Genomic DNA, 23,836 nt, shown 5'->3' on the forward strand with positions numbered 1-23,836 from the left:
GAGCCCGCGTGCCCCAGCAGACCATCAGGCTGCTCACCCCTGTCCCGGCCCAGCTGTCCAGTCAGCTCAGTTCGCGAATCCACTTCGTGTCCGAAGCAATCACCGGGTTCCGGCTTGAACACGACGCCGACGAGATCGTCGCGGTGACAGTCGATGTCGCGGCCGTCGACGGGGCGGACCTCGCCCGGCGGCTCAACGAAATGATCGCCGACGACGTACTCCCGCAACGGCTGTCGCAGCCCCGAGTGGTCTGGCGGTCCGGGCAGCCGGACCGACTGCCCCGGGACGTCTTCGCGGAACTGGTCGACCGCGGCATCGCGACACCGGTCGGCGAGGGCCAGGTGGCACTCGGCACACCGATGCTCGAACTGATCGACTACCTTGACGGCCGGCTGCGTGCCCTGATCGCCTCGGCAGGCGGGGTGGAACGCCGATACCCGACGCTGATCCCGACGGCGGCACTGCACCGGTGCGGCTACTTCGCCGCCTTCCCCCAGCACGTGATGTTCGCGACCAGGCTCCGCACCGACCTCGACACCTACCGCTCGTTCGCCGCCGGGATGAATGGCGAGGCGGGTCCCGGCCCGTCGACCCTGCGGCACTGCGCCAACCTGGACTACTGCCTGCCGCCGACGATGTGCTTCCACACCTTCCACGAGCTTTCGGGCCGCTCCCTCGTCAGGCCGGAGACCGCGATCACCAGCCGAGGGCGCTCGAACCGGCACGAGTCGCGGTACCACCGCTCACTGGAACGGCTGTGGGACTTCACGATCCGGGAGGCGGTTTTCCTCGGCGGCCGTGAATGGGTGCTCGGACGGCGCGACGCGCTGCAACGCGCGGCCTACGACCTCGTGACCGAACTCGGCCTGACCGGCCGCTGCGAGGTCGGCAACGATCCGTTCTTCGCCGCACCGGACACGGTCGAGCGGATCTGGTCACAGCGCCTGCTCGAGGTGAAGTACGAGCTGCGGATCGCCGTGGCGCCGGACCACACGGTCGCCGCCGGATCCTTCAACTTCCACGACCGGTTCTTCGCCGAGTCGTTCGGCATCACCCTGCCGACAGGCGAGACGGCACACACTGCCTGTGCGGGGTTCGGACTGGAACGGCTGGCGTACGCGTTCGCCTGCCAGCACGGCATCGAACCCGCCGAGTGGCCGGAGCCGGTACGCGAGTACCTGGTCACCCGTAGTCTCCGGCCGTGACCACGCACGCCACAGATCGAGAACAGGGGGAGACATGGCATCAGCTGTGCGCCGGGTCGGCGTGGTCGGTGCCGGCACGATGGGCATCGGTGTCTCGCACGTGTTCGCCCGGGCCGGACTGCCGGTCGTACTGGTGGACATCCGGGCGGAGGCGCTCAGTCGCGCCCGCGCCGAGATCGCGAACGAGGCACGCACACTGCCCATGCTGACCGGCGCGCCACGGGTGCCGGTCGACGAGGTACTGGCACACATCTCGTTCGAAACCGACCTGAAGTCGTTGGGTGGTGTCGACTTCGTGGTGGAGAACGTCTCCGAACGCTGGGAGGTCAAGCAGCCGCTCTACGTCCGACTCGACGAGGTCTGTCCACCAGGCTGCGTCCTCGGGGTCAACACCTCCGCCATCCCGATCACCCGGCTCGCCGGTCAGACCGGTCGCCCGGGCCAGGTGATCGGAACCCACTTCATGAACCCCGCGGCGTACAAGCCGCTGGTCGAGGTGATTCGTGGATTCCACACCCAGCCGGACACCGTGGCACTGACCCGCTCACTGCTCGCCGACATCGGTAAGGACTCGATCGTCGTGGCCGACTCCCCGGGGTTCGTCACCAACCGGGTCCTGATGCTCACCATCAACGAGGCGATCTTCCTGCTGCAGGAGAAGGTAGCGTCGGCCGCCGAGATCGACCGCCTGTTCCGGGAGTGCTTCGGTCATCGGATGGGCCCCCTGGAAACCGCCGATCTGATCGGGCTCGACACGGTGCTCGACTCGCTCGCCGTACTCGTGCAGAGCTTCGAGGATCCGAAGTACCGACCGTGTGTCCTGCTCAAACAACTCGTGTCGGCCGGACGACTGGGCCGCAAGGCGGGTGCGGGTTTCTTCGAGTACGAGGGCCGGGACGGCAACCATGGCTGAGGAGGTCAGAGTGGACGACCTGAAGCTGATCCGCGAGTTCGTCGGCCAGCATCTCAACAGCATGCCGATCACCGACACCCGGGACCTGTTCGCGGCCGGGTACGTCAACTCGCTGTTCGCGGTTCAGTTGGTGATGTGGCTGGAACGGACCTTCTCGTTCTCGATGACCGACAAGGATCTCGACCTGGAAAACCTGCGGTCGATCGACCGGGTCGCGCGGTTGGTGGCGGCGAAGCGGGCCGCCGCCAGCGGCGTGGCCGGCTGACGCAGCGGCCGGCGACCTGATTCATGACCAGCACCATGGAGGTCGAGACCGCGATTGCGGTGCTGCGCGACGAACTCGCGGACACCGCCGCCATTGCCCGGGCAGAGGCCGCCGGCGCCATCCCGGATACCCTCCTCGACCGGCTCGCGGCGGCCGGACTGCTGGCCTGGACCGGCGGCCTCGGCGGCGCGGGACCGTCCGCGACCGACCTCGGCCGGTACTGCGAGCAACTCGGCTACTCGTGGATGTCCTTGCTCAGCGTGCTGACGGCGCACACGATGAGCGTGGCGGCGATCCTGCGTTGGGGCCGCGGGGCGCTCGGCGCGTGGCACCCCGCTCGGTCGGGTTCGCCGTACCCCCTGCTCAGTTTCGCCCTCAGCGAGCCCGACACCGGCAGCGACGCGCACGGGATAACCACCCTGGCCGAGGACGTACCCGGTGGCTACCGCGTGACCGGCCGCAAGACGTGGTTGAGCGGTGGCCGGCGGGCAGCCGCGTTCCTCGTCTTCGCCCGGACCGCCGACGGGCCGGCGGCGCTGCTGGTCGACCGGGACACCCCGGGCCTGCGGGTGACCGGGATCGACGGCCTGCTCGGGTTCCGCGCGGCGATGCTGGCCGGGGTCGAGCTGGACGGCTGCCACGTGCCCGAGGGCAACCGGGTCGGCCGGCCCGGCTACGGCATCTCGCACGTCGCGGCGACCGCACTCGACCACGGACGGTACTGCCTGGCCTGGGGCGGGGTCGGTCTGGCGCAGGCATGTCTGGACGCATCGGTCGCACACACCCGGACGCGGCACCAGTTCGGGGTGCCGCTGCTCGACCACCAGTTGGTGCGCCGCCAGGTGACCGACATGATGGTCGATACGACCGCTGCCCGGCTGCTCTGCGCCGAGGCCGCTCGGTTGCGCGACGACCGGGCACCCGAGGCGCTGATCCACACCGCCATGGCGAAGTACCTCGCTGCCGGGGTGGCGCAGCGGGCGGCCCACGCCGCAGTACAGCTGCACGGCGCCATCGGATGTAGTGGCCGCTCGCCGGTCGAGCGGTACTACCGGGACGCGAAGGTACTCGAGCTGATCGAGGGCAGTACCGAGATACACCAGGTCTCCATCGCTGAGCACGCGCAGCGGTTCAGCACACCCCGGACGCGGACCGCACGGCGGCCGCTCTTCTGACGATGCGAGTACTCATGTCCACGAACGAAACGGTGTCGACCACCGAACGACGACCAGCCGAACCTCCGATCAAGTGTCTCGTCTGGGATCTGGACGAGACGCTGTGGCACGGCATCCTGCTCGAGGACCTGACGGTTCGGCTTCGCGCCGACCTCGTCGCGGTGATTCGCGAGCTCGACCGGCGGGGTGTCCTGCACTCGGTCGCGAGCCGCAACGAACCGGCCGCCGCGCTCGCCGAGCTGCACCGGGCAGAGATCGCGGACTACTTCCTGCACCCCCAGATCGGCTGGGATTCCAAGGCGACCTCGGTAACGGCGGTCGCGGACGCACTCGGTATCGGGCTCGACTCCCTCGCCTTCGTCGACGACGATCCGGTCGAACGCGCCGAGGTGGCCTTCAACCATCCGGCAGTCCGCTGCTACCACCCGGACGAGATGCCGGCCCTGCTGCACCGGACCGATCTGTTCCCGTCGGCGACCACGCCGGAGGCGGCACGCCGACGGGAGTACTACCGCGGTGACATTGCCCGCGCCGAGGCGGAGGCGGCCTTCGACGGGTCCCGGATCGACTTCCTGCGCTCCCTACACATGCGGCTGACCGTGGCGGCGGCCCGGCCGGCGGACCTCGACCGGATCCACGAACTCGTGCTCCGTACCAACCAGCTCAACTCGACGGGTCGGGTCTTCAGCCACGAGGAACTGCGGGCCTGTCTCGACTCTGACCGGTACGAGTCGGTGGTGGTCGAGTTGACGGACCGCTTCGGTGCGTACGGCACGATCGGTTTCGTACTGGTCGAACGATCACCGCACACTTGGTCGATCAGGCTCATCCTGACGTCGTGCCGGGTCCTGTCCCGTGGGATCGCTGGAGTCCTGCTGCAACTGCTGGCCAACCGGGCCCGGGCGGCGGGTGTGGCGTTGCGCGCCGAATTCGTCGACACGGGACGCAACCGCCCGATGTTCGTCGCCTTCCGGCTGGCCGGCTTCCGTCCGTTCAGCATCGATGCCGCCGGGGTGACCAGTCTCGAGTGCGATACCAGCGTCATCCGCCCACTGCCGGAACACCTGACGATCGTGCCGTGGCGATGACCGCCGCCCGGCGCTACCGGTGCTGGCTGGTCGGGTACGGTTCGCTGCTGGCCGGGTGCGGAGAGATCCTGCTGCGCCGCGGGCACCGGATCGCGGCGGTGATTTCCCGGGCCGGAGCCGCCCGGGATTGGGCTACCGAGCACGGCATCGCCTGCTTCGACACCATCGCGCGGGTGACCGCGGCCCGCCCGGACCACCTGTTCAGCATCGTCAATCCGGACGTGTTGAGCGCCGCCGAGCTGGCCACGCCATGCCAGCTGGCGATCAACTTCCACAGCTCTCCGCTGCCGCGGTACGCGGGGGTGCATCAGACCTCCTGGGCGATCGTCAACGGAGAGACCACGTACGGCGTGACCTGGCATCTCATGACCAGCCAGGTGGACGGCGGCGACATGCTGGCCCAGCGCCGGTTTCCGGTGGCCGACGACGAGACGACGTTGACCCTCGGCATGAAGTGTCACGACCACGGGCTGGCCGCGTTTGAAGCGCTACTGGAGGACCTGGAAACCGATCGCCTGCGACCGGAACGTCAGGATCTCAGCCAGCGCACCTACTATCCGCGCCGGCGACGCATGCCGGCGTCCGGCCTGGTGCGCTGGGACCGGCCTGCCGTCGAGGCCGAGCGGCTGTGCCGGGCCGCGGACCTGGGAGCCTTCGACAACCCCTTCGGCGCCCCGAAAATCCTCGTCCGGGACCGGTGTGTGGTTCTCCGCCGGTCCCGGGTCAGCGCCGGCCCGGGCGCCCCACCCGGGACGGTGGTGGCGCTCGGCACCGAGATGGCACAGATCGCCACGGCGGACGGCGACCTCCTGGTCGACGGGCTGGTCGACCTGTCCGGCGGGGAGATCGGGGTGGGTACCTGGGCGGGTGAGCTGAACCTGTCCGAGGGCGACCTGCTGCCCTGCCCGGACTCCGCCACCCTGGACCACGCCGAGCGGCTCTCGGCCTGGTACGGCGCCGACGAGGAGTACTGGGCGGCCCAGCTGGCCACCGTCGGCCCACAGTGGTTGCCCGTACCGCGTTCCGAGCGGACCGACACGCTGGCGGTCCGGCCCAGCGTCACCACGCCACTTCCCGGAGATCACCCATCGGAACTGGATCCGTGCGACGAGAGTTCGCTGTCGGTCCGCCTGCTGGCCGGCTGGCTGGAGCACGCCGCGCAGTTCGGCCCAGCCCGACAGACCGTGTGGTGGAGCCACCCGGCGCTCCGGGCTGCGGTCGGCGCACTGTCTCCGCTCTACGCGACCGCTGTCCCGGTCACGGTCGCGGCGCCCGACGCCGCCTCGGTCGGCCAGGCGCTGCGCGCGGGGCGTTCGCACGGCACGTTCCCGCTCGACCTGCCGGTGCGGTACCCGACCCGCCGGCTCGGCGACCGGATCCGCCCGGCGGTCGTGTTCGCGGTCGCCGACGGGACGCCGTCCCTGCCGCCGGCCGATCTACACGTCTCCCTCGACCTGGCGGCCGGCCGCGTGCACGTCTCGTCCCACGACGACGCGTTGCGGTTCGCCGCCGCGCAGGTGGTGATGACCGCCGCTGCGAGCGTGGCCGCCGGCTGAGCCGCGCCGACAAGGCCGGGTTACCCGGCGGCGGCGACCAGCTCGGCCAGGATCCGTACGTTCGGTTCCGCCAGGACCGTCTGGTGGGTGCCGGGTACGGCGTGGCTGCGTACCTCGGCCACGACCGATGCCCAGCCCAGGCTGGGATCGGTGGCCGACCTCGTCGCGTCCGCCGCCCGGTAGACGTGCACCGCGCCGGGGTAGGGCTTGGGCACGAAACGTTCCGTGGCGTCGGCGACGCCTCGCGCGACGAGCACCAGCTCCGCCAGGCGGCGACGTTCTTCGTCGTCCGCGGCGCTGCCCGAGGCGGTGGCCCGCAGCCACCCCGCGACCAACGCGATCCGGTCCGCCGCCGGCCGGTCGGCGAGGTCGGCCGGGAAGGCCGCCAGCGTGGCGGCGGGCAGGTCGGGTTCGTCCAGCAGCAGCGGGAGCAGCTCCGAGTCCGGCAGCACCACCGGCCGATTCGGAACCGGTGCGTACGCGTCGATCACGCCGACGAACTCCACCCGCTTGCCGAGTTCGGTCAGTTGGCGGGCCATCTCGACGGCGATGATGCCGCCTGCGGACCACCCGCCGAGTCTGAGCGGGCCGTCCGGCCGCACCCGGGCGATCTCATCGATGTAGCGGGCGGCCAGCTCCTCCACGTCGGGGCACCGCCCCACCCCCTCGACCAGCGCGGGGGCCTGGAGTCCGTACGAGGCGACGTCCGGTCCGAGACACCGGGCGAGGTCGTAGTAGCACAGCGCCGTACCGCCGAGTGGGTGAATCCAGAAGTATGTGCCGGCTCGGGCGACCCCGTGTAGGGGTACCAGCACCGACGTCCGTGCCGCCGCACCCGGGTCGTGGGCGGCGATCACCTCGGCGAGCCGTTCCACCGTGCTCGCCTCGACCACGGTGTGCAGGGGCAACGCCACCGCGAAGACCCGTCGGATCTGTGCCACCAGGTGTACGGCCAGCAGCGAGTGGCCGCCCAGGTCGAAGAAGCTGTCCCGGACGCCGATCCGGTCCACGCCGAGCAGTTCCTCCCATAACGCGGCGAGTCTTCGTTCGGTTTCGGAACGCGGAGCGAGGTACGGCACGGCAAGCTCCGGACGGGCGTGCCGGGTGCCCAGGCCGGCGCTGGCGACCCCGCCCGGCAGGTCCGCATCCCACCGATCGCGTACCCACTGGCGCAGCCGGTGTCCGAGGTCACCGGTCGACACGACCGTCTGGACCGGTGGCCCGGCGGCGAGAATCCGGGACAGCACCTCCTGCCCGTCCGCTCCGTCCAGCGCCAGCTCGACGAGGTCGCGCCCCAGCAGCGGCTCTTCGCCGCGCGCCGCGGCGGTCCGCCAGCCCTCCCAGTTGACCGCCGCCCACGGCACGCCGGTCAGCCGCCGCTGCCGGTGCGCGAACAGGTCCAGGTACGTGTTCGCCGCCGCGTACAACCCGTAGCCGAACCCGCCCAGCACCGCTGACAGGGACGAGTTGAGCAGGACGAAGTCGAGCGATCGATCCGCCAACGCCGCCGCGAGTGCCGGAGCGCCCTCCACCTTGCTGCGCAAGTGCCGGTCGTAGGTCGCCGCGTCACCGGAGTCGAGGGCGACGGCACTGCCCTCGACGACGGTGCCGGCGGAGTGCACCACCCCGGCGAGCGGTCCGAATCGCGCCTCGGCGGTGGCGATCACCCCGGCGATGGCCGGCGGGTCCGCGACATCGGCGGCCAGTACCAGTACGCTGCCGCCGGCGTCCTCCAACGCCCGGACCTGGCGGATCCGGCGGCTCGTCAGGTCGGTCGCCGGATGCTCGGCCAGCCACCGGTCCCACGCCGCGCGATCCGGTAGCGCCCGCCGGTGCACCACCACCAACCGGGCCGACGCGGCCCGGGCCAGGTACTCGCCGATAGCGCCGCCGACGCCCTCCAGCCCGCCGACGATCAGGTACGTGCCCTGCTGGCGCAGTCGGGGCTCGGCCGACTCCAATCGGATCGGCTGGTACTCCTGCACCCACCGGTTGCCGTCGCGCAGCGCGACGGCAACCGGCGTGGGCGGCGCGGAGATCTCAGCGAGCACCTGGTTCGCGACCCGCTCCTCGGCCGCCACCGAGCCGTCCGGCGTGACGTCGACGACGCGGCAGGCGACATGGGGCATTTCCTGGGGGATAACCCGGCATAGTCCGGCCGTCATGCCGTGCTCGGGCACCAGGACCGGTTCCCCGGCGACAGCCTGGCCCCCACAGGTGAGAACCGTCAGCTCCACGGCGGCGGTGTGTCGGCGTCGGGCAATCGCCCGGGCCAGGTACAGGACGCTGTATACGGCCCGCTCCCGGACGTCCGGTCGTGGTCCCGGCACGGCGGCCAGGCAGTGCACGATCCCGACCGGTACGCCCGCCGCGTCGCCGCAGAGTGTCGCGAGCAGCCGCTCCAGGTCCGGTGCGGAGCCGGGGTCGAAGGTGAACACCGACGGCGCACGCTGCCCGAAGGGTCCGCCCGGAACCGCCCGCAATACCGGCTGCCCAGTGTCGGCCAGTAGGTCGGCCACCCTGGCGCCCAGGCCGTCGGCGTCGGCGACCACCAGCCAGCTCCCCACCCTGCCGGCGTCAGGTACGCCGACCAGCGGCTCCCGCCGCCAGGATGCGGTGTAGAACCAGTCGGAGATGTCGCCGCGCCGGCCGACCCGCTCCTCGCGGCGGTCCACCTCACCGGGCGGCGGCGGTTCCACCCAGTACCGCCGACGTTCGAACGGGTACGTCGGAAGGATCACCCGCCGCCGGCCCGGCTGGTGTACGGCCCGCCAGTCGATGTCGACGCCGAGCAGCCACAGCCGGCCCAACACCGTCACGAACCCGCGGTACACGTCGTCGGCCGACCCGTCCGGCCAGCAGGACATCGGCGCGGCGGCGTCCCGGGTGGCCGCCAGCACCTCGTTCGCCCGACGCCCGCCGGCCAGGTTGACGAGCTGGCAGGTCGGGTCCTGCGCGAGGATGCCGACCGCGCTGTCTGGGGTACCACGACCGGTGAACTCGGCAATCCAGAACGACGAGTCGGTGGCCTGCGCGTCGCCGATCCAGCCGGCGGTGATCGCGGAGAGGACGGGTATCCGTGGCGCGTCCGTCCGTACCCGGCGGACCAGCTGACCGAGTCCGTCGTCGGGCCCGCCATCCCGGGCGGCGGTCAGGGCGAGTGCGTCGGGCAGCGAGAAGACGCCGGCCAGGCAGCCCGCCAGCGCACCGCCCAGGCCGAACAGCGCGTCCGGGTGTACGCCGGCGTCCCGGAGCGACTGCGCCAGCGCGTACTGGGCCACGAAGGCGGCACAGCGACGCACCGGTGCCGGGGCGGTGACCGCGCCGGTCGCGAGCGCTTCGCGAACGGGCCGGACGAGGTTCGCTGGCAGCCGGTCGCAGGTGGCGAGGACGTGTTGCCAGTAGCCGGGTAGCGCCCTGCCGAGGGCCGCCGCCCGCCGGGCGGATTCGGCGTCGGGATCGTCATCGAGGAGGAACGTGACCGACGTGGGCTGCGCCGCGTCGTCGTGCCAGCTCGTCAGTTCGAGGTTCGCCGGGGCGGCGAGGAGTTGGGCGGCCTGTGCGGTGTCGTCGGCGACCACCACCCGCCGATGCGCCAACCCGGGCCGACCCACCTGCAACGTCCACGCCACATCCGCCAACGCCAACTCCGGCCGCCCCGCCAGAAAACCCGCCAACCGCTCCCCCGACACCGCCAACGCACCCGCACTCGCCGCCGACAACACCACCACCTCAGCCCGCCCACCACCAACCGAACCCACACCACCCCGCACACGCTCCGGCGCCTGCTCCACCACCACATGCGCATTCGTGCCGCCCATCCCGAAGGAACTCACCCCCGCCCGACGCGGACCCGAACCCGACCACCCCACCCGCTCCGCCGCCACAAAGAACGGACTCCCCGCAAACTCGATATTCGGATTCCCCCGCCGAAAATGCAGACTCGGCGGCACGACCCCCCGCTCCACCGCCAACACCGCCTTGATCAAACCCGCCACACCCGCCGCCGCATCCAGATGCCCCACATTCCCCTTCACCGACCCCAACGCACACCACGGCCGCACCCGACCCCGCCCCCCAAACGCCTCTACCAGCGCCGCCACCTCGATCGGATCACCGAGCGGGGTCGCGGTGCCGTGCCCCTCCAGGTACTGGACGGACTCCGGTGACACGTCAGCGGTGGCGAGCGCCTGCCGGATCACGGCGGCCTGGCCGCGCACGCTCGGGGCCGTGTAACCCACCTTCGCCGCACCATCGTTGTTCACCGCCGAACCCCGCAACACCGCATGCACCACATCCCCATCCGCCAACGCCTCCGACAACCGCCGCAACACCACCACCCCCACCCCACTACCCGGCACCGTCCCCCGAGCTGCCTCGTCGAACGGCCGACAATGCCCATCCGGCGACAACACCCCACCCTCCACGAACGGGTAACCCCGGGCCGGCACGAACAGCGCCGCCGCCCCGGCCAGCGCCATGTCGCACTCGCCCGCCAGCAACGCCTGCGCCGCCATGTGCACCGCCACCAGCGAGGTCGAACACGCCGTCTGCACCGACACCGCCGGCCCCCGCAGGTTCAACTTGTACGCCACCCGCGTCGCCACGTAGTCCTTGTCCAGCGCCAAGGCCAGTTGCAGTCCGCTCACCCCCGGCAGCCGGTGGGCACCAGGCGCCACGTTGTTCCATGCGTAGTCGCCGAAGCCAACCCCCGCGTACACGCCCACCGCACCCTCGAACCGCGCCGGATCATGCCCCGCCCGCTGCAACGCCTCGACCGCACACTCCAAAAACACCCGATGCTGCGGATCCAACAACTCCGCCTCCCGCGGCGAAAATCCGAAAAACCCCGCATCAAACCCATCCACCCCCGCCACCACACCCGCCCGCCGCACATACCCCGGCGCCGACACCACCTCCGCCGCCAACCCCGACGCCACCAACTCAGCAACCGACAACGTCGAAATCGACTCCACACCCCCACACAAGTTCTCCCAGAACTCCTCCACCCCCACCGCACCCGGAAAACGACAACTCATGCCCACGATCGCGAGTGGTTCCCGGGTGCCGGCCCGGCGTCGGGTCGCCGGCCGGTCCGGCGTCGGCTCGACGCCATCCCGGGTGGCAGCTCCGGAGGCGCCTCCGGACAGGTGGGCGGCGAGCGAGGCGACCGTCGGGTACCGGAACAGGTCGACGACTTCCACCGGGCGGTCCAGTCGCTCCTGCAACGTCGACCGGACCTGCATCAGAAGCAGCGAATGGCCGCCCAGGTCGAAGAAGTTGTCATGCCGGCCGGCCCGGTCCACGCCGAGCACGTCCCGCCACACCTCGGCCACGACGGCCTCGACGGAATCGAGTGGAGCGCCGGGCTCCGGCGCGCCCGCGTCCACCGCCGGCCGGGCCGGTACCTGGTCGGGTGCCGGCAGCGCCGCCCGATCGACCTTGCCACTGGCGTTTCGCGGCAGCTCGTCGAGCTGGAGCAGGCGTCCGGGCACCAGGTGTCGGGGTACCCGCTGGCTGAGCCCGGCGCGTACCTCGGCCGGCTCGGTGGCGCCGACGTAGCAGCCGACCAGGTACGAGTCGTGCACCGTCACCGCAGCGTCGACCACTCCGGGACAGGCCCGCAGTGCCGCCTCCACCTCGCCCAGCTCGATCCGGTAACCCCGCACCTTGACCTGGTGATCGCGGCGCCCCAGGAACTCCACCTCACCCCGCGCCGTCCACCGCACGAGGTCGCCCGTCCGGTACATCCGGGATCCGGCCCGACCGTAGGGGTTGGGCACGAAGCGCTCGGCACTGAGAGCGGGCCGTTCGACATAACAGCGGGCCAGGGACACCCCGGCGACGTACAGCTCGCCCGGCACGCCGACCGGGAGCAGCCGCAGGTCGCTGTCCAGCACATACAGCGTGGTGTTGAAAATCGGGCTACCTATCGGGATCCGACCCTGGACGTCCGTGTCGGGGAAGGAGTTCGCCGTGGTGACGGACGCCTCGGTCACGCCGTAGTTGTTGATGATCCGGGTCACCCCGGTCCGGGCGTACACCTGCCGCACGACCTCGGCCGGCAGTGCCTCGCCGCCGAGCACGGCCGTCTGGAGGTCGTCGGGAATCTGACCGGCCCGGAGCAGCTCGGCGGCCACGGTCGGTACGGTGGAGAGCACCCGTACTGGCACCGTCGCCGCACCCTCGGCGAGCCGCAGCGCGTCCGGGGCGAGGACGAGAGTGCCGCCGAGCGACAACGGTGCGAAGAATTCGTACACCGAGAAGTCAAAACACGCCGAGCAGGTCGACGAGAAACCGGCGAGTTCGTGGTCGGAGAAGAGGTGGCGGGCCCACGCCATCAGGTTGACCAGTCCGGCATGCTCGTTTACGGCGCCCTTGGGGACTCCGGTGGATCCCGAGGTGTAGATGACGTAGCAGGCGTTGCCGCCCGTCGCCCCGGATTCCACCGGCTCGGCCGACGCCTCGGCGATCCGGTCCCAGTCTTCGTCGATCCGCACGACGGGTAGCTCTTCCGGCAGCGCGGCCGAGAACTCGTCGTGGGTCACCACCGCTCGCGCCCCACTGTCAACGAGCATGAACGTCAGTCGGTCACTCGGGTACGTCGGGTCGAGGGGCACGTACGCGGCACCGGCCTTCAGCACCGCGTAGATGGCGACCATGAGATCGACGTCGCGCCGGGTACAGATACCCACCCGCGACTCGACGCCCACGCCCAATGCCCGCAGGTGCTGGGCCAACCGGTTGGACCGCACGTCCAGCTCGGCATAGGTCAACGATCGGACGCCGTCCACCACGGCCAGCCGGTCCGGAAACCGGGCCGCGCACTCGATGAACATTCCGTGCAGCGTCTCCTGGCCGAGGCCGGGGTGCCCGGTGTCGTTCCAGTCATCGAGCAGGCACCGACGCTCGTCGGCGCCGAGAAACGGCACCGCGTGCACCGGGCGGTCCGGATGCTCGACCACGGCGCGCGCCACGGTGCAGACCCGGTCGGCGAGCCGACGCATGCTGTCCGGCTCGAACAGCGCCGTCGCATATTCGAACGTGCACTGGACACCCTGCCCCGGGGTCTGGACCAGCACCACGTTAAGGTCGAACTTCGCCGTCTCGTTGTACACCAGCTCGTATCCGAGCTCCAGATCACCGAGTCGGATCCGTTCGGCGGGCGCGTTCTGGAGCACGAGCATGATCTGGAACAGCGGGTTGCGACCGGGATCGCGCGGCGGATCCAGCTCCTCGACGACGCGCTCGAACGGCACGTCCTGGTGGTCGTATCCGTCGAGACAGGTCCGGCGCACCCGCCGCAGGTATTCGCGGAATGTGGGTTGGCCGGCCAGGCTCGTCCGCAGCACGAGACTGTTGACGAAGAACCCGACGACGTTGTCCAGCTCCGGCCGGGTACGACCGGCGACCGGCGAGCCGACGACGACGTCATCGCGACCGGTGGACCGGGCGAGCACCACGGTGAAGACGGCCAGCAGCGCCATGTACAGCGTGGCCTGCTCGCCGTGGGCCAGCCGGGTGAGCCGTTCGGTGAGATCCTCGGGTAGCTGGAAAGTGTGTAGCGCCCCCCGGTGGTCGGCCACGGCAGGACGCGGGTGATCGGTCGGCAGCTCGGTCGGCTCGCACCCGTCGAGGGCGTCTCGCCAATATCTGACCTGCCGGGACAACGCCTCGCCGTGCATCCACTCGCGTTGCCATATCGCGAAATCACCGTACTGGACGGGCAGTGGTTCGAGGGCGGGCTCGCGGCCGGACGTCATCGCCGAATACAGCTCGGCAAGCTCACGAAAGTAGACGTCCTGCGACCACGCGTCGATGGCGATGTGGTGGGTGACCAGTGACAACAGGTGCTCGTCGGCACGTAGCCGCACGAGACCGTGCCGGATGAGCGGGTCGTGCTCCAGATCGAACGGCCGGCGGGACTCGGCCGCGGCCAGCCGAGCTGCCGCCCGCTCGGCCGCTGCCTCTGGAAGGTCCGCCAGGTCGACCACACGCAACGGAACCTCCCGGTGCGCCGCCACCCGAGAGGCCACCTCCCCGTCGACCATCGCGAAGTTGCTCCGCAACGACTCGTGCCGGTCGACCAGTGCCCGCAGAGCCCGGTCGAGCGCCGCGACGTCGAGCGCACCGCGCAGCCGGAGGATCATCGGTACGAGGTAGAAGCCGTTGTTCCGGTCCAACTGCTGGACCAGCCAGAGCCGGCGCTGTGCGTACGAGGCGGGGAGAAGGTAGCGGGAGTCGTCCTGCATCACAGTCCTTCGAACTCCTTGAGGGGCGCCAGGCGGTATGTTCCGTCCTCGTCCCGGGTCAACAGGCCGGCGTCTTGGGCTTCCTGGTCGACGAACAACTGCGTCGGCCGGAAGCCTGCCGCCACCCGTTTGTTGATCAGATCGACGGCGTACTGGATGCTGTCGTACACCCGCTCGGGATCGACCGCGGTGGTGGTCGGCTGGTTGTGCCCCACCGACTCGCAGAGCCGGTACACGCCGTGGTTCTCCGGTACGACGTAGCCGCAATCGCGGGCGACCCGGGGCAGGAAGTATCCGGCGGTGATCGGCTTGGCGCCGGAGGGCCGCACGCACGAATAGGCCGCATGGTTGGGGATGTCCGCCGCAGCGCTGCCCGGCATGAATCGGAGCATGTTGAAGTTGAGGTAGTCCGGCTCGCACTGCTCCAGGCCGAAGGCAATCGCCTCGACGTCGTCCTCGAACCGGGTGGGTCGATACCCGACGACCATGGTGCCGTCCTCGCTCAGCACGGCCGTCGGCAACCCGAGGATCAGGAAGTAGCTGCTCGGCAGGCCGAACCGGCCCATGTCCCGGAAGACCCGCTGGACCGTCGACCGGTATTCGGCGATTCGGCGCAACTGCGCCGGGAGGGATCCGTTGAACTTGTCGATCGCGATGAGCACGCCGAGTGCGGTGTGTTCGACGCCGAAGAACATGTATACGCAGTTGTTCTCGACAAGGCCCCGGATGAAGTCGGTGTCGGCGGTGTCGATCCGGGTGTTGGACCCCCACACGAAACCCTCGTCGGCGAGGACCGACGCGTCGTCCAGCGCCGCGGACCGGTTGACGTTGAACGTGTCGACGTCCAGGTAGACGGCTTCGTAGCCGTCGGCCCGCATCGCGCGCAACTGCGCCCGTAGCCGGTCCTTGCCGAGCCGGGCCACCTTGTTGCCCTCGGTGCTCTTGTTGCAGAAGGAGCAGGCCCACGGACAGCCACGCTGGGTGTACATCTGTCCGGTTTTGAGCTGCCGGCCATCCGGTGCCCGGAAGATCGGCATGTCGTGCACCTCGGGGACGTGCACGAACTCGAAGTTCTGGTCGATGTGGTCGAGGTCCGCGACCCTCGCTGCGATCGAGAAGCGGAACCGGCCGGTCCCGTCGATGTAGCACATGCCGTCGATCTCGGCCATCTCCGCGCTCGGCGCGCCACGAGCGGCCCACCGGGCCAGGTCGACGATGGCATGCTCGCCTTCGCCGTTGAAGAACGCCGTCACCCACGGGGTACGTACGGCGATGTCCTGTACGCCCTTTGTCGCGTACCCGCCGACGACGACAGGTACGTGGCTGCGGCCGATCCGCGCCAGGTGATCGCGCAGGGCCATCAGGTGTACGTCGAGTTCCGGCCACTGTGGAGTGAGCACGCCGGCGAACGCGATCAGATCGGCGTCTACGGCCTCGCGACACAGGTCGTCGAACGAGACGTCGGGACGTTCGAGGTCGAGTTGTATGCTGTCGAACCCGGCGTTGTGCAGGCTCGACGCCAGCACCGGAAGCGCTTTGTTCGCCCCGTTGAAGCTCCGGTGGGCGAAGACCTCACCCGCTAGAAGGACCTTGACCACCTGCGTGCGCTCCTTCACGTGTCCGGCTGAGACGTGCCGATACTGGTGCAGGATGCGCCAGGTGCCGCATCAAAGCGCCACCGGCGCACCATCGCCGACCGCCGCGCTCGGCCGACCGGACGCGCGGGTCAGTCCTTGTCCCTGACCACCGGGGCGGAGGGCGTGGCCTCGAACCGCTCCCGCGGAACCCGCCTGATCGGCGGTGCCGGCGGTGGACGGTCGCCGCCGGCTCGCGCCGACTCGATGTCCCGGGCCAGCTCGGCGATCGTCGGCCGGGTCAGCAGGTCGTGCAACGGGACCTGCACCCGGAACTCCTCCGCGACGGATGCGGCGACGCGCGTCGCGATCAGCGAATGACCTCCGAGGGCGAAGAAGCTGTCGTTGACGCCGATACCGTCGATGCCGAGCAGCCGCTCCCAGATCTCGGCCAGTCGGCGTTCGAGTTCGCCACGCGGCGCCACATACTCGGTCTGGAGTCCCGGCCGTGGATGGTTCGGGCGGTCGGCCGGCTCGGCCACGTGCGCGCTGCCCGGCCCATCGCCGTTCACCCACTGCGCCAGGCGGTAGTGCAGGTCGCCGGTCGAGTTCACCAACCGTGGCGGTGGTTGGCTGGTGAGCACCCTGGCCACCACGGCCGCGGCATCGTCATCGTCGATCAGGTACGCCGCGAGGGTGGTGGCGGCCTGCTCCTCGGGCGGTGACTCCGCGAACACCCATCCCTCCCAGTTCAGGCTCACCCAAGGCACGTCGGTGACCGAGCGCTGGTACGCCGCGAAACCATCGAGATAACAGTTGGCGGCGGCGTACGGCAGATACCCGATACCGCCGAGCACCGCCGAGATGGACGAGTTGAGCAGCACGAAGTCCAACGGCCGGTCGCGCAGCACCTCGGCCATGACGTGAATGCCGGTTACCTTGCTGCGGAAGTGCGGTTCGCAGGTGTCGGGACCTACCTGGTCCAGCGGCACAGCGGCGCCAGTGCTCACCACCCCGGCCGAGTGCACGACACCGTTGAGCGGACCGAATTCGCGCTCGACCGTGGCGACCGCGTCGGCGAAGCCCACCGGGTCGGCGATGTCGGCCGTCACGGTGAGTACTCGGGCACCCGTCGCCTCCAGTTCGCGCAGCACCTCGATCCGTCCGTCGTCGCGGCCTCCGGCGTCGAGACCCCACCGTTGCCGGTCCGGCACGGCCGTACGCTGGACGAACGCCAACCGGACACCGGGGGTACGGGCGAGGTGGCGCGCGACGACCCGGCCCACCGGACCGAGACCGCCGACCAGCAGGTACACCCCGCCGGGTCGGACCAGCCCGTCGTGCTCGGGCGCCGCGAGGCGGACCTGGCGAAACTCCTGTACCCACCGGTGCGGTCCGCGGTGGGCGACGACCAGGTCAGCCGGTGCCGAGCGCAGCTCGGCCACGACGCGTGCCACCAGGTCGCGGCGCGGCGCGCCCTCTGGCAAGCGCAGGTCGATGCCGCGGACGGTGATAAAGGGTAGTTCCTGGGCGATCACCCGCCCGGCCCCCGGCAACATGCCCCGGGACAGCGCGAGTTCGGTCTCCCCGGCGATGGAGTGTGCGCCGGAGGTGACGATGGTGAGCACCGTGGGCGCGACGATCCGGGCGCCAGCGAGCGCCTGCGCCAGCCGGGCCAACCCGTGGAACGTCGAGACGTCTCCCGGGTCGTCCCTCCCGGGTCGCACGGCGCGGCAGTCCACGATGTGTGCCGGGAACCCACCCGGCCGGTCCGCGAGCGACTCGACCAGCCGGACGAGATCGTCCGGATCGTCCGAGACGTGGTAATCGCCGTCGGCGACCTGGCCGAACCGGTCCCCGGCGCGAGCGACGACGGTGTCGATGTCACCGTCCGTTGCGGTCAACGCGGACACCACCGCGTCGGATAGGCCGCACCGGTCGGCCAGAAACAGCCATCCACCCTCGGTGGCGGTGGTGGTGGCGGTGAGCGCCGACGGCGGCGGGGCCTGTCGCCAGCCCGGCAGGTAGAACCAGTCCGACGGATCGGCCCGGCGGACACCGGACGAGGCGGCGCCGCCCCGGTCTCCTGGGTTCGGCCGCGCCGCCAGCCAGTACCGCTGGCGTTCGAAGGGATACGTTGGCAGTACCACCCGGCGGGGCGTCGTGGCGCCGTGGACGCGTGCCCAGTCGATGTCGCCGCCGGCCGCCCACAGCCGGCCGAGCGCGGTCCGCAGCGCGGTGGTGTCGGACTGCGCGTCGCGGCGCCCGGGCAGCGACGGCACCACCGCACCGCCGCCAGCGCTCCGCCGCCCAGGATGCTGCACGGCGAGGCTGCCCAGGGTCGTACCGGGACCGATTTCCAGGATGATCGGGTTCGGCAACCGCCAGACCTCGCCCAGGTTGTCGCTGAACCGGATCCGCTCCTGGAGATGGCGGGTGAAGTAGTCGCCCGCGCGCAGATCCTCGTCGGTCAGCCAGCCGCCGGTCAGGTTGGACAGCACGGGGATGGCGGGCGTGTCGGGGCGCAGGTCCGCAGTCAGGTCGCCGAGCCGGTCGGCGACCGCCGCCATCATCGGTGAATGGAACGCGTGAGAGGTCGGCAGGAGCCGGCTGGCGATCCCGCTCTCGGTCAGCTCCCGGCCTAGCCGCTCCACCGCCGCCGACGGGCCGGCCACGACGGTCAACATCGGCCCGTCCACGGCGGCGACCGTCACGTCGTCGCCCAGCCGAGCGGCCAACGAGTCGGCATCGGTCAGGACGGCGAGCATCGCGCCCGCCGGCGCCCGCTCGATCAGCGCGGCCCGAGCCCCGACCAGGGCGACCGCGTCCGGCAGCGACAGCACACCGGCGAGGCAGGCCGCGACGTACTCGCCGACGCTGTATCCGACGACCGCATCGGGGTGCACACCGTAGTGCTGGAAGAGTCGGGCCAGGGCGTAGTTCACGGCGAAGGTGACCGGCTGCGCGAGCAGGGTCCGATCCAGCGGGCTCGGGCCGTACCCGTTCGCGGACGCTCCGCCGCGTCGCCGGGTGTCGGCCGGATAGAGCACGTCAAGAAGGTTCACCCCGACGTGATCGGCCAGTCCGGACGCGCAGTTGTCGAGTTCGGCGCGAAACACCGGCTCGTCCTCGTACAACCCGCGGGCCATGTTGACGTAGTGGTCGCCGACCCCGGAGATGAGCAGTACGACCGCCGGACGGTCGGTCGGCACGCGGCCGACGAAACTGCGGGCCGGATCTCCGTCCGGGCTGGCGGCGAGGAGTTGGGCGGCCTGTGCGGTGTCGTCGGCGACCACCACCCGCCGATGCGCCAACCCGGGCCGACCCACCTGCAACGTCCACGCCACATCCGCCAACGCCAACTCCGGCCGCCCCGCCAGAAAACCCGCCAACCGCTCCCCCGACACCGCCAACGCACCCGCACTCGCCGCCGACAACACCACCACCTCAGCCCGCCCACCACCAACCGAACCCACACCACCCCGCACACGCTCCGGCGCCTGCTCCACCACCACATGCGCATTCGTCCCACCGATCCCGAAGGAACTCACCCCCGCCCGACGCGGACCCGAACCCGACCACCCCACCCGCTCCGCCGCCACAAAGAACGGACTCCCCGCAAACTCGATATTCGGATTCCCCCGCCGAAAATGCAGACTCGGCGGCACGACCCCCCGCTCCACCGCCAACACCGCCTTGATCAAACCCGCCACACCCGCCGCCGCATCCAGATGCCCCACATTCCCCTTCACCGACCCCAACGCACACCACGGCCGCACCCGACCCCGCCCCCCAAACGCCTTCACCAGCGCCGCCACCTCGATCGGATCACCCAATGGCGTCGCCGCACCGTGCGTCTCGACGTACCCGATGCTGTCCGGCGGAGTTCCGGCGGCGGCAAGCGCCTCGGCGATCACGGCGGCCTGGCCGCGCACGCTCGGGGCCGTGTAACCCACCTTCGCCGCACCATCGTTGTTCACCGCCGAACCCCGCAACACCGCATGCACCACATCCCCATCCGCCAACGCCTCCGACAACCGCCGCAACACCACCACCCCCACCCCACTACCCGGCACCGTCCCCCGAGCTGCCTCGTCGAACGGCCGACAATGCCCATCCGGCGACAACACCCCACCCTCCACGAACGGGTAACCCCGGGGGTTCGGGATCACGGATACACCGCCGGCGAGCGCCATGTCGCACTCGCCCGCCAGCAACGCCTGCGCCGCCATGTGCACCGCCACCAGCGAGGTCGAACACGCCGTCTGCACCGACACCGCCGGCCCCCGCAGGTTCAACTTGTACGCCACCCGCGTCGCCACGTAGTCCTTGTCATTGGCGCTGAGTACCTGTAGCAGCGGAATCTCGTCCATGAGTTCGGGATGCGAGAACACGTTCTCGACGAGATAGCTGCCGAAGCCGGCGCCCGCGTACACGCCCACCGCACCCTCGAACCGCGCCGGATCATGCCCCGCCCGCTGCAACGCCTCGACCGCACACTCCAAAAACACCCGATGCTGCGGATCCAACAACTCCGCCTCCCGCGGCGAAAATCCGAAAAACCCCGCATCAAACCCATCCACCCCCGCCACCACACCCGCCCGCCGCACATACCCCGGCGCCGACACCACCTCCGCCGCCAACCCCGACGCCACCAACTCAGCAACCGACAACGTCGAAATCGACTCCACACCCCCACACAAGTTCTCCCAGAACTCCTCCACCCCCACCGCACCCGGAAAACGACAACCCATACCCACGATCGCGATTCCGTCGAGCACCGTCATCTCTTCCTCCCTGTATGCCGGCGTCGGCCGGGCGTGCTGGGGCCACCTCGCTGGGCCGGTCAGTCACCGTCGAGATAGCCGGGGACCGTGAAGCCGAGGGTGTCCCGGCAGAAGTTCCGCCACGTCTCGCCGCTGTCGTCGAGGATCGGCGGGTCGGTGCCGAGCGGGTCGGTGAAGACTTCCAGGGACTCGCTGAGGTAGAAGACCTCGTTGTCGTCCCCGCCCGGGTCCCGGGCCACGAAGGACCAGTCAGGAAACGCGCGCAGGGTGCCGGCGAGGTAGGCGCGGTAGTAGCTGGGCACCTCAGGTCCTCTCATGCGTAATCGTCCGGCCGGGACTCACGACGGTGCCCCGGCCCGTTTGCGCTCGATCAGGTCCGCCATCGCCCGGGCGGACCGGAAGTTGTCGAGTTCCAGGTCCTCGTCGGCGACGGTCAGGCCGAACTCCTTCTCGATGAAGACCACCAATTCCATGGCAAACAGCGAATTGACCAGCCCGAGGGCGAAGATGTCGGCCTCGGGCGGGAGTTCGGCCCCGAAGTAGCGGTTCAGGAAGTCGACGACTCGATCGACAGGGCACACGGACCCTCCTACGATTGGTTATCGGATGCGAACGGCCGGGCCCGCCGACTGCCAGTCCAGGTCGACGCCGGCCACCCACAGCCGCCCGAGGGCGTTCAGCCAGCTCGCGGTCTCGCATCGCCAGTACGGCGACGGTTGGAGTGAGGCGAACACCGGCACCCCCCGGCCCGGCGAACCGATCAGCGTCTGCGCGGCGAACGTTGCGAGATCGTGGCCCGGTCCCACCTCCAACAGCACGGGTGACGCCGCGTCGGACACGACCCGGACGGCGTGGAGGAATCGCACCGGTCGGCAGAGGTGCCGCGTCCAGTAGTCGGGATCGCACGGCTGCTCGGGCCGGACCCAGGTGCCGGTCACCGAGGAGACCCAGCGGATGCGGGCCGGTCGACGCGGCGTGCCGGCCACCAGCGCGGCAAGCCGGTCTCGGGCCCGCTCCAGCAGGGGCGTGTGGAATGGGTGGCCGACATCGAGGTAGCGGTGGAGAATTCCCTGGCCAGCCAGGGTGACCGTCAGGTCGGACAACGCCGGAAGCGGACCCGAGACCACCGTGACGGAGGGACTGTTCAACGCCGAGACCGTGACCTCGTCGTTCAGGTAGGTTGCCAGTTCGCGCGGCGAGCCGGACACCGCCATCATGCCGCCGGGTGGCAACTGGGCGATCAGTTCCGCACGGCGGGCCACCAACCGCAGCGCGTCGGCCGGGCGGAAGACTCCCGCGATCGTGGCTGCGACGTACTCGCCGAGGCTGTGTCCGAGCAGGATGTCGGGACGTACCCCGGCCGCCTGCCACGCGGTGGTGAGCGCGAAGCCGTGGACGAAGCGCACCGGCTGGTCGGTGCGCGTAGCGGTCCCGTCGGGCGGAACCGCAGGTCCGGCGGGTCGGTCGAGCAACCCTCGGGCCCGGTGAGGGCCGGCGTCGCCGGTATCGACGCGCAGCCTGGTCGGCAGCTCGATGCCAAACTCGTCGGCCAGCAACCCGCCGAGGCGGTCCACTGACTCACGGTAGGCGCGGTTGCTCGCGTACAGCGGCACGCCCGTCGCGCCGAACCGCTCGCCCAGTCCGGACAGCAGGAGAGCCAGCGACCTTCGGCTGCCCGGCGTGCCTGTGCACACCCACCGGCTGTCGTCCCCGACCAGCGCCCGCCGGGCATGCTCCGCACCGGCTGCCAACACGATCCGGCGGTGCTGTCGGTTGGCCGCTTCCGTCCACAGTGTTTCGGCCAGCTCGTCGAAGTCGTCAGCGCCAAGACGCTGGACCAGCCCTTTCGTCCGCGCCTCCAGTTCGTCGGCGGTGGCGGCTGAGACCGGCAGCAGGTGGTAGCGGGCCCGGTGCCGGCTCAGCTCCGGTTCGGTACCAGTCCGTACGCCGCCCGCACCGCGCCCACCGGGCTCCTCCATGCGTCGGTCCGCCTCTCGATCGGTTCGATCCCGATCTGACGACACCAACCCACCAGCCAGCCACCGTGCCGCCACCGGCCCGCAACCAACCGAACTCTTTCCATCTCCTGAGCCAGCGGCATCGCATATGTTCATCCTCGGGTTGGTCCCCGCCGGGCGGGCGGGGCCGGAACTGTCCCGGGGAGGACATGATGTCCGACGATGTCGAGGACGACCGTACGTACACGGTGGTCGTCAACCACGAGCAGCAGTACTCGATCTGGTTCGCCGACCGCGAGCTACCCGACGGCTGGACGGCGGTCGGGGTGACCGGTTCCAAGGCCGCCTGTCTGGAACACATCGAGAAGGTCTGGACCGACATGCGACCGCTCAGCGTGCGCCGCCAGATGGCCGAGGCCGCGGAAGCGGGCCGCGCGTCATCCTGACGGCGACCCGGCCCGCCCTCGGCCGAGTACTTGCGCCGCTGTCGATATCCGGAGACCGACGTGTTCGCAGACGAACTAGCCGTCGCCTGGCTGGCGATGTGTGGCGCGGGTGACGTCGCCCGCCTCGCCGAGCTGACCACCGCCGACGTCGTCTGTCACGGGCCGGGCGGAGCGGGTTCCCGAGCGAGTCTCACCGAGTGGCTGCGGTGGTACCCGAAGACGTTCGCCGACCAGCGGGCAACCGTGCACGACGTCCTCGTGCCGGGCAGCGACCGGATCGTGGTGCGCTACACGATCGAATCCACCTACCGGGGTGGCTTTCTCGACCTACCGGCGGCCGGCCAGGCGGTGTACGAGACCGGAATCATCATCTTCCGACTCTCCGCCGCCGGGCTCGTCGCCGAGATCTGGTTCGAGGGCAACGACCTACAGATTGCCGTGCAGCTCGGCGGCCGGGTGGTCGCCACCGGGCCGGCGGCGCCTCGGCGGCAAGATCGCGAACCCCAGCGCGGCGCTGAGGTATCCGGCGAGGAACGGTGACCGGCGTGGTTCGGCAGGGCTCCGCCTTCGGCGTACTGGTGGACCCCCGAGGTGTAGATCGGGTAGCGGGCGTCGTC

Annotated in this window: 14 protein-coding genes; 8 read left to right on the forward strand and 6 right to left on the reverse strand. The window is 70.4% G+C overall.

Going from position 1 to position 23,836, the window contains the following annotated elements; translation table 11 throughout:
• Window positions 1-8: 8 nt before the first annotated feature.
• From ACSMXO_RS28740 to ACSMXO_RS28765, 6 genes are read left to right on the forward strand one after another with little or no spacing between them, the layout of a single operon-like run.
• Entirely contained in the window at window positions 9-1,205 is a 1,197-nt protein-coding gene (locus tag ACSMXO_RS28740; RefSeq protein WP_455414599.1) for a hypothetical protein, read from the forward strand.
• A 34-nt stretch (window positions 1,206-1,239) separates the two neighbouring features.
• Window positions 1,240-2,118, forward strand: a complete 879-nt coding sequence (locus ACSMXO_RS28745) for a 3-hydroxyacyl-CoA dehydrogenase family protein (RefSeq protein WP_455414600.1) — start codon at window positions 1,240-1,242, stop codon at window positions 2,116-2,118.
• A 10-nt stretch (window positions 2,119-2,128) separates the two neighbouring features.
• Window positions 2,129-2,383 (forward strand): acyl carrier protein, encoded by a 255-nt coding sequence (locus ACSMXO_RS28750; protein WP_455414601.1) that lies wholly within the window; start codon window positions 2,129-2,131, stop codon window positions 2,381-2,383.
• A gap of 23 nt (window positions 2,384-2,406) precedes the next feature.
• Window positions 2,407-3,558 carry an acyl-CoA dehydrogenase family protein gene (locus ACSMXO_RS28755; protein ID WP_455414602.1) on the forward strand — a complete coding sequence of 384 codons (1,152 nt, stop codon included), beginning with the start codon at window positions 2,407-2,409 and terminating at the stop codon, window positions 3,556-3,558.
• 14 nt (window positions 3,559-3,572) lie between these two features.
• The gene (locus ACSMXO_RS28760; protein WP_455414603.1) at window positions 3,573-4,646 is read left to right on the forward strand and encodes an HAD-IIIC family phosphatase; all 1,074 of its coding nucleotides are present in this window, start codon (window positions 3,573-3,575) and stop codon (window positions 4,644-4,646) included.
• Window positions 4,643-6,202, forward strand: coding sequence for a formyltransferase family protein (locus tag ACSMXO_RS28765; protein WP_455419325.1), 1,560 nt, complete (start codon window positions 4,643-4,645; stop codon window positions 6,200-6,202). Before ACSMXO_RS28760 ends, ACSMXO_RS28765 begins: the two co-directional genes overlap by 4 nt.
• Window positions 6,203-6,222: 20 nt before the next feature.
• Here ACSMXO_RS28765 and ACSMXO_RS28770 read toward each other — a convergent pair whose 3' ends face one another.
• The 6 genes from ACSMXO_RS28770 to ACSMXO_RS28795 all read right to left on the reverse strand — a co-directional run bounded on the left by ACSMXO_RS28770 (window position 6,223) and on the right by ACSMXO_RS28795 (window position 22,794).
• Window positions 6,223-14,454, reverse strand: coding sequence for an amino acid adenylation domain-containing protein (locus ACSMXO_RS28770; protein ID WP_455419326.1), 8,232 nt, complete (start codon window positions 14,452-14,454; stop codon window positions 6,223-6,225).
• Window positions 14,454-16,052: a B12-binding domain-containing radical SAM protein gene (locus tag ACSMXO_RS28775; RefSeq protein ID WP_455414604.1), complete on the reverse strand. Its 1,599-nt coding sequence runs from the start codon at window positions 16,050-16,052 to the stop codon at window positions 14,454-14,456. Before ACSMXO_RS28775 ends, ACSMXO_RS28770 begins: the two co-directional genes overlap by 1 nt.
• A 128-nt stretch (window positions 16,053-16,180) precedes the next feature.
• On the reverse strand, window positions 16,181-20,815 hold the full coding sequence (locus ACSMXO_RS28780) for an SDR family NAD(P)-dependent oxidoreductase (protein WP_455414605.1): 4,635 nt from the start codon (window positions 20,813-20,815) through the stop codon (window positions 16,181-16,183).
• A 59-nt stretch (window positions 20,816-20,874) separates the two neighbouring features.
• Window positions 20,875-21,132, reverse strand: coding sequence for a hypothetical protein (locus tag ACSMXO_RS28785; RefSeq protein ID WP_455414606.1), 258 nt, complete (start codon window positions 21,130-21,132; stop codon window positions 20,875-20,877).
• A 21-nt stretch (window positions 21,133-21,153) separates the two neighbouring features.
• A complete protein-coding gene (locus ACSMXO_RS28790; RefSeq protein WP_455414607.1) occupies window positions 21,154-21,396 on the reverse strand; it encodes an acyl carrier protein in 243 nt (80 codons plus the stop codon).
• Between the two features lie 18 nt (window positions 21,397-21,414).
• Window positions 21,415-22,794 carry an acyltransferase domain-containing protein gene (locus ACSMXO_RS28795; RefSeq protein ID WP_455414608.1) on the reverse strand — a complete coding sequence of 460 codons (1,380 nt, stop codon included), beginning with the start codon at window positions 22,792-22,794 and terminating at the stop codon, window positions 21,415-21,417.
• A 191-nt stretch (window positions 22,795-22,985) separates the two neighbouring features.
• On the opposite strand from ACSMXO_RS28795, the gene ACSMXO_RS28800 reads away from it, so the two are divergent.
• Together ACSMXO_RS28800 and ACSMXO_RS28805 are read left to right on the forward strand one after the other, a co-directional pair.
• Window positions 22,986-23,219, forward strand: coding sequence for an MbtH family protein (locus tag ACSMXO_RS28800; RefSeq protein WP_455419327.1), 234 nt, complete (start codon window positions 22,986-22,988; stop codon window positions 23,217-23,219).
• 60 nt (window positions 23,220-23,279) lie between these two features.
• Window positions 23,280-23,759, forward strand: coding sequence for an ester cyclase (locus ACSMXO_RS28805; RefSeq protein ID WP_455414609.1), 480 nt, complete (start codon window positions 23,280-23,282; stop codon window positions 23,757-23,759).
• Window positions 23,760-23,836 lie beyond the last annotated feature (77 nt).

Source organism: Plantactinospora sp. DSM 117369 (assembly GCF_053764795.1).

Coding starts and splice junctions, on each gene's coding strand:
- ACSMXO_RS28780 (WP_455414605.1), bottom strand. CDS start 20,815: ATGACGGTGCTCGACGGAATCGCGATCGTGGGTATGGGTTGTCGTTTT.
- ACSMXO_RS28800 (WP_455419327.1), top strand. CDS start 22,986: ATGTCCGACGATGTCGAGGACGACCGTACGTACACGGTGGTCGTCAAC.
- ACSMXO_RS28755 (WP_455414602.1), top strand. CDS start 2,407: ATGACCAGCACCATGGAGGTCGAGACCGCGATTGCGGTGCTGCGCGAC.
- ACSMXO_RS28760 (WP_455414603.1), top strand. CDS start 3,573: ATGTCCACGAACGAAACGGTGTCGACCACCGAACGACGACCAGCCGAA.
- ACSMXO_RS28785 (WP_455414606.1), bottom strand. CDS start 21,132: ATGAGAGGACCTGAGGTGCCCAGCTACTACCGCGCCTACCTCGCCGGC.
- ACSMXO_RS28765 (WP_455419325.1), top strand. CDS start 4,643: ATGACCGCCGCCCGGCGCTACCGGTGCTGGCTGGTCGGGTACGGTTCG.
- ACSMXO_RS28745 (WP_455414600.1), top strand. CDS start 1,240: ATGGCATCAGCTGTGCGCCGGGTCGGCGTGGTCGGTGCCGGCACGATG.
- ACSMXO_RS28770 (WP_455419326.1), bottom strand. CDS start 14,454: ATGCAGGACGACTCCCGCTACCTTCTCCCCGCCTCGTACGCACAGCGC.
- ACSMXO_RS28795 (WP_455414608.1), bottom strand. CDS start 22,794: ATGGAGGAGCCCGGTGGGCGCGGTGCGGGCGGCGTACGGACTGGTACC.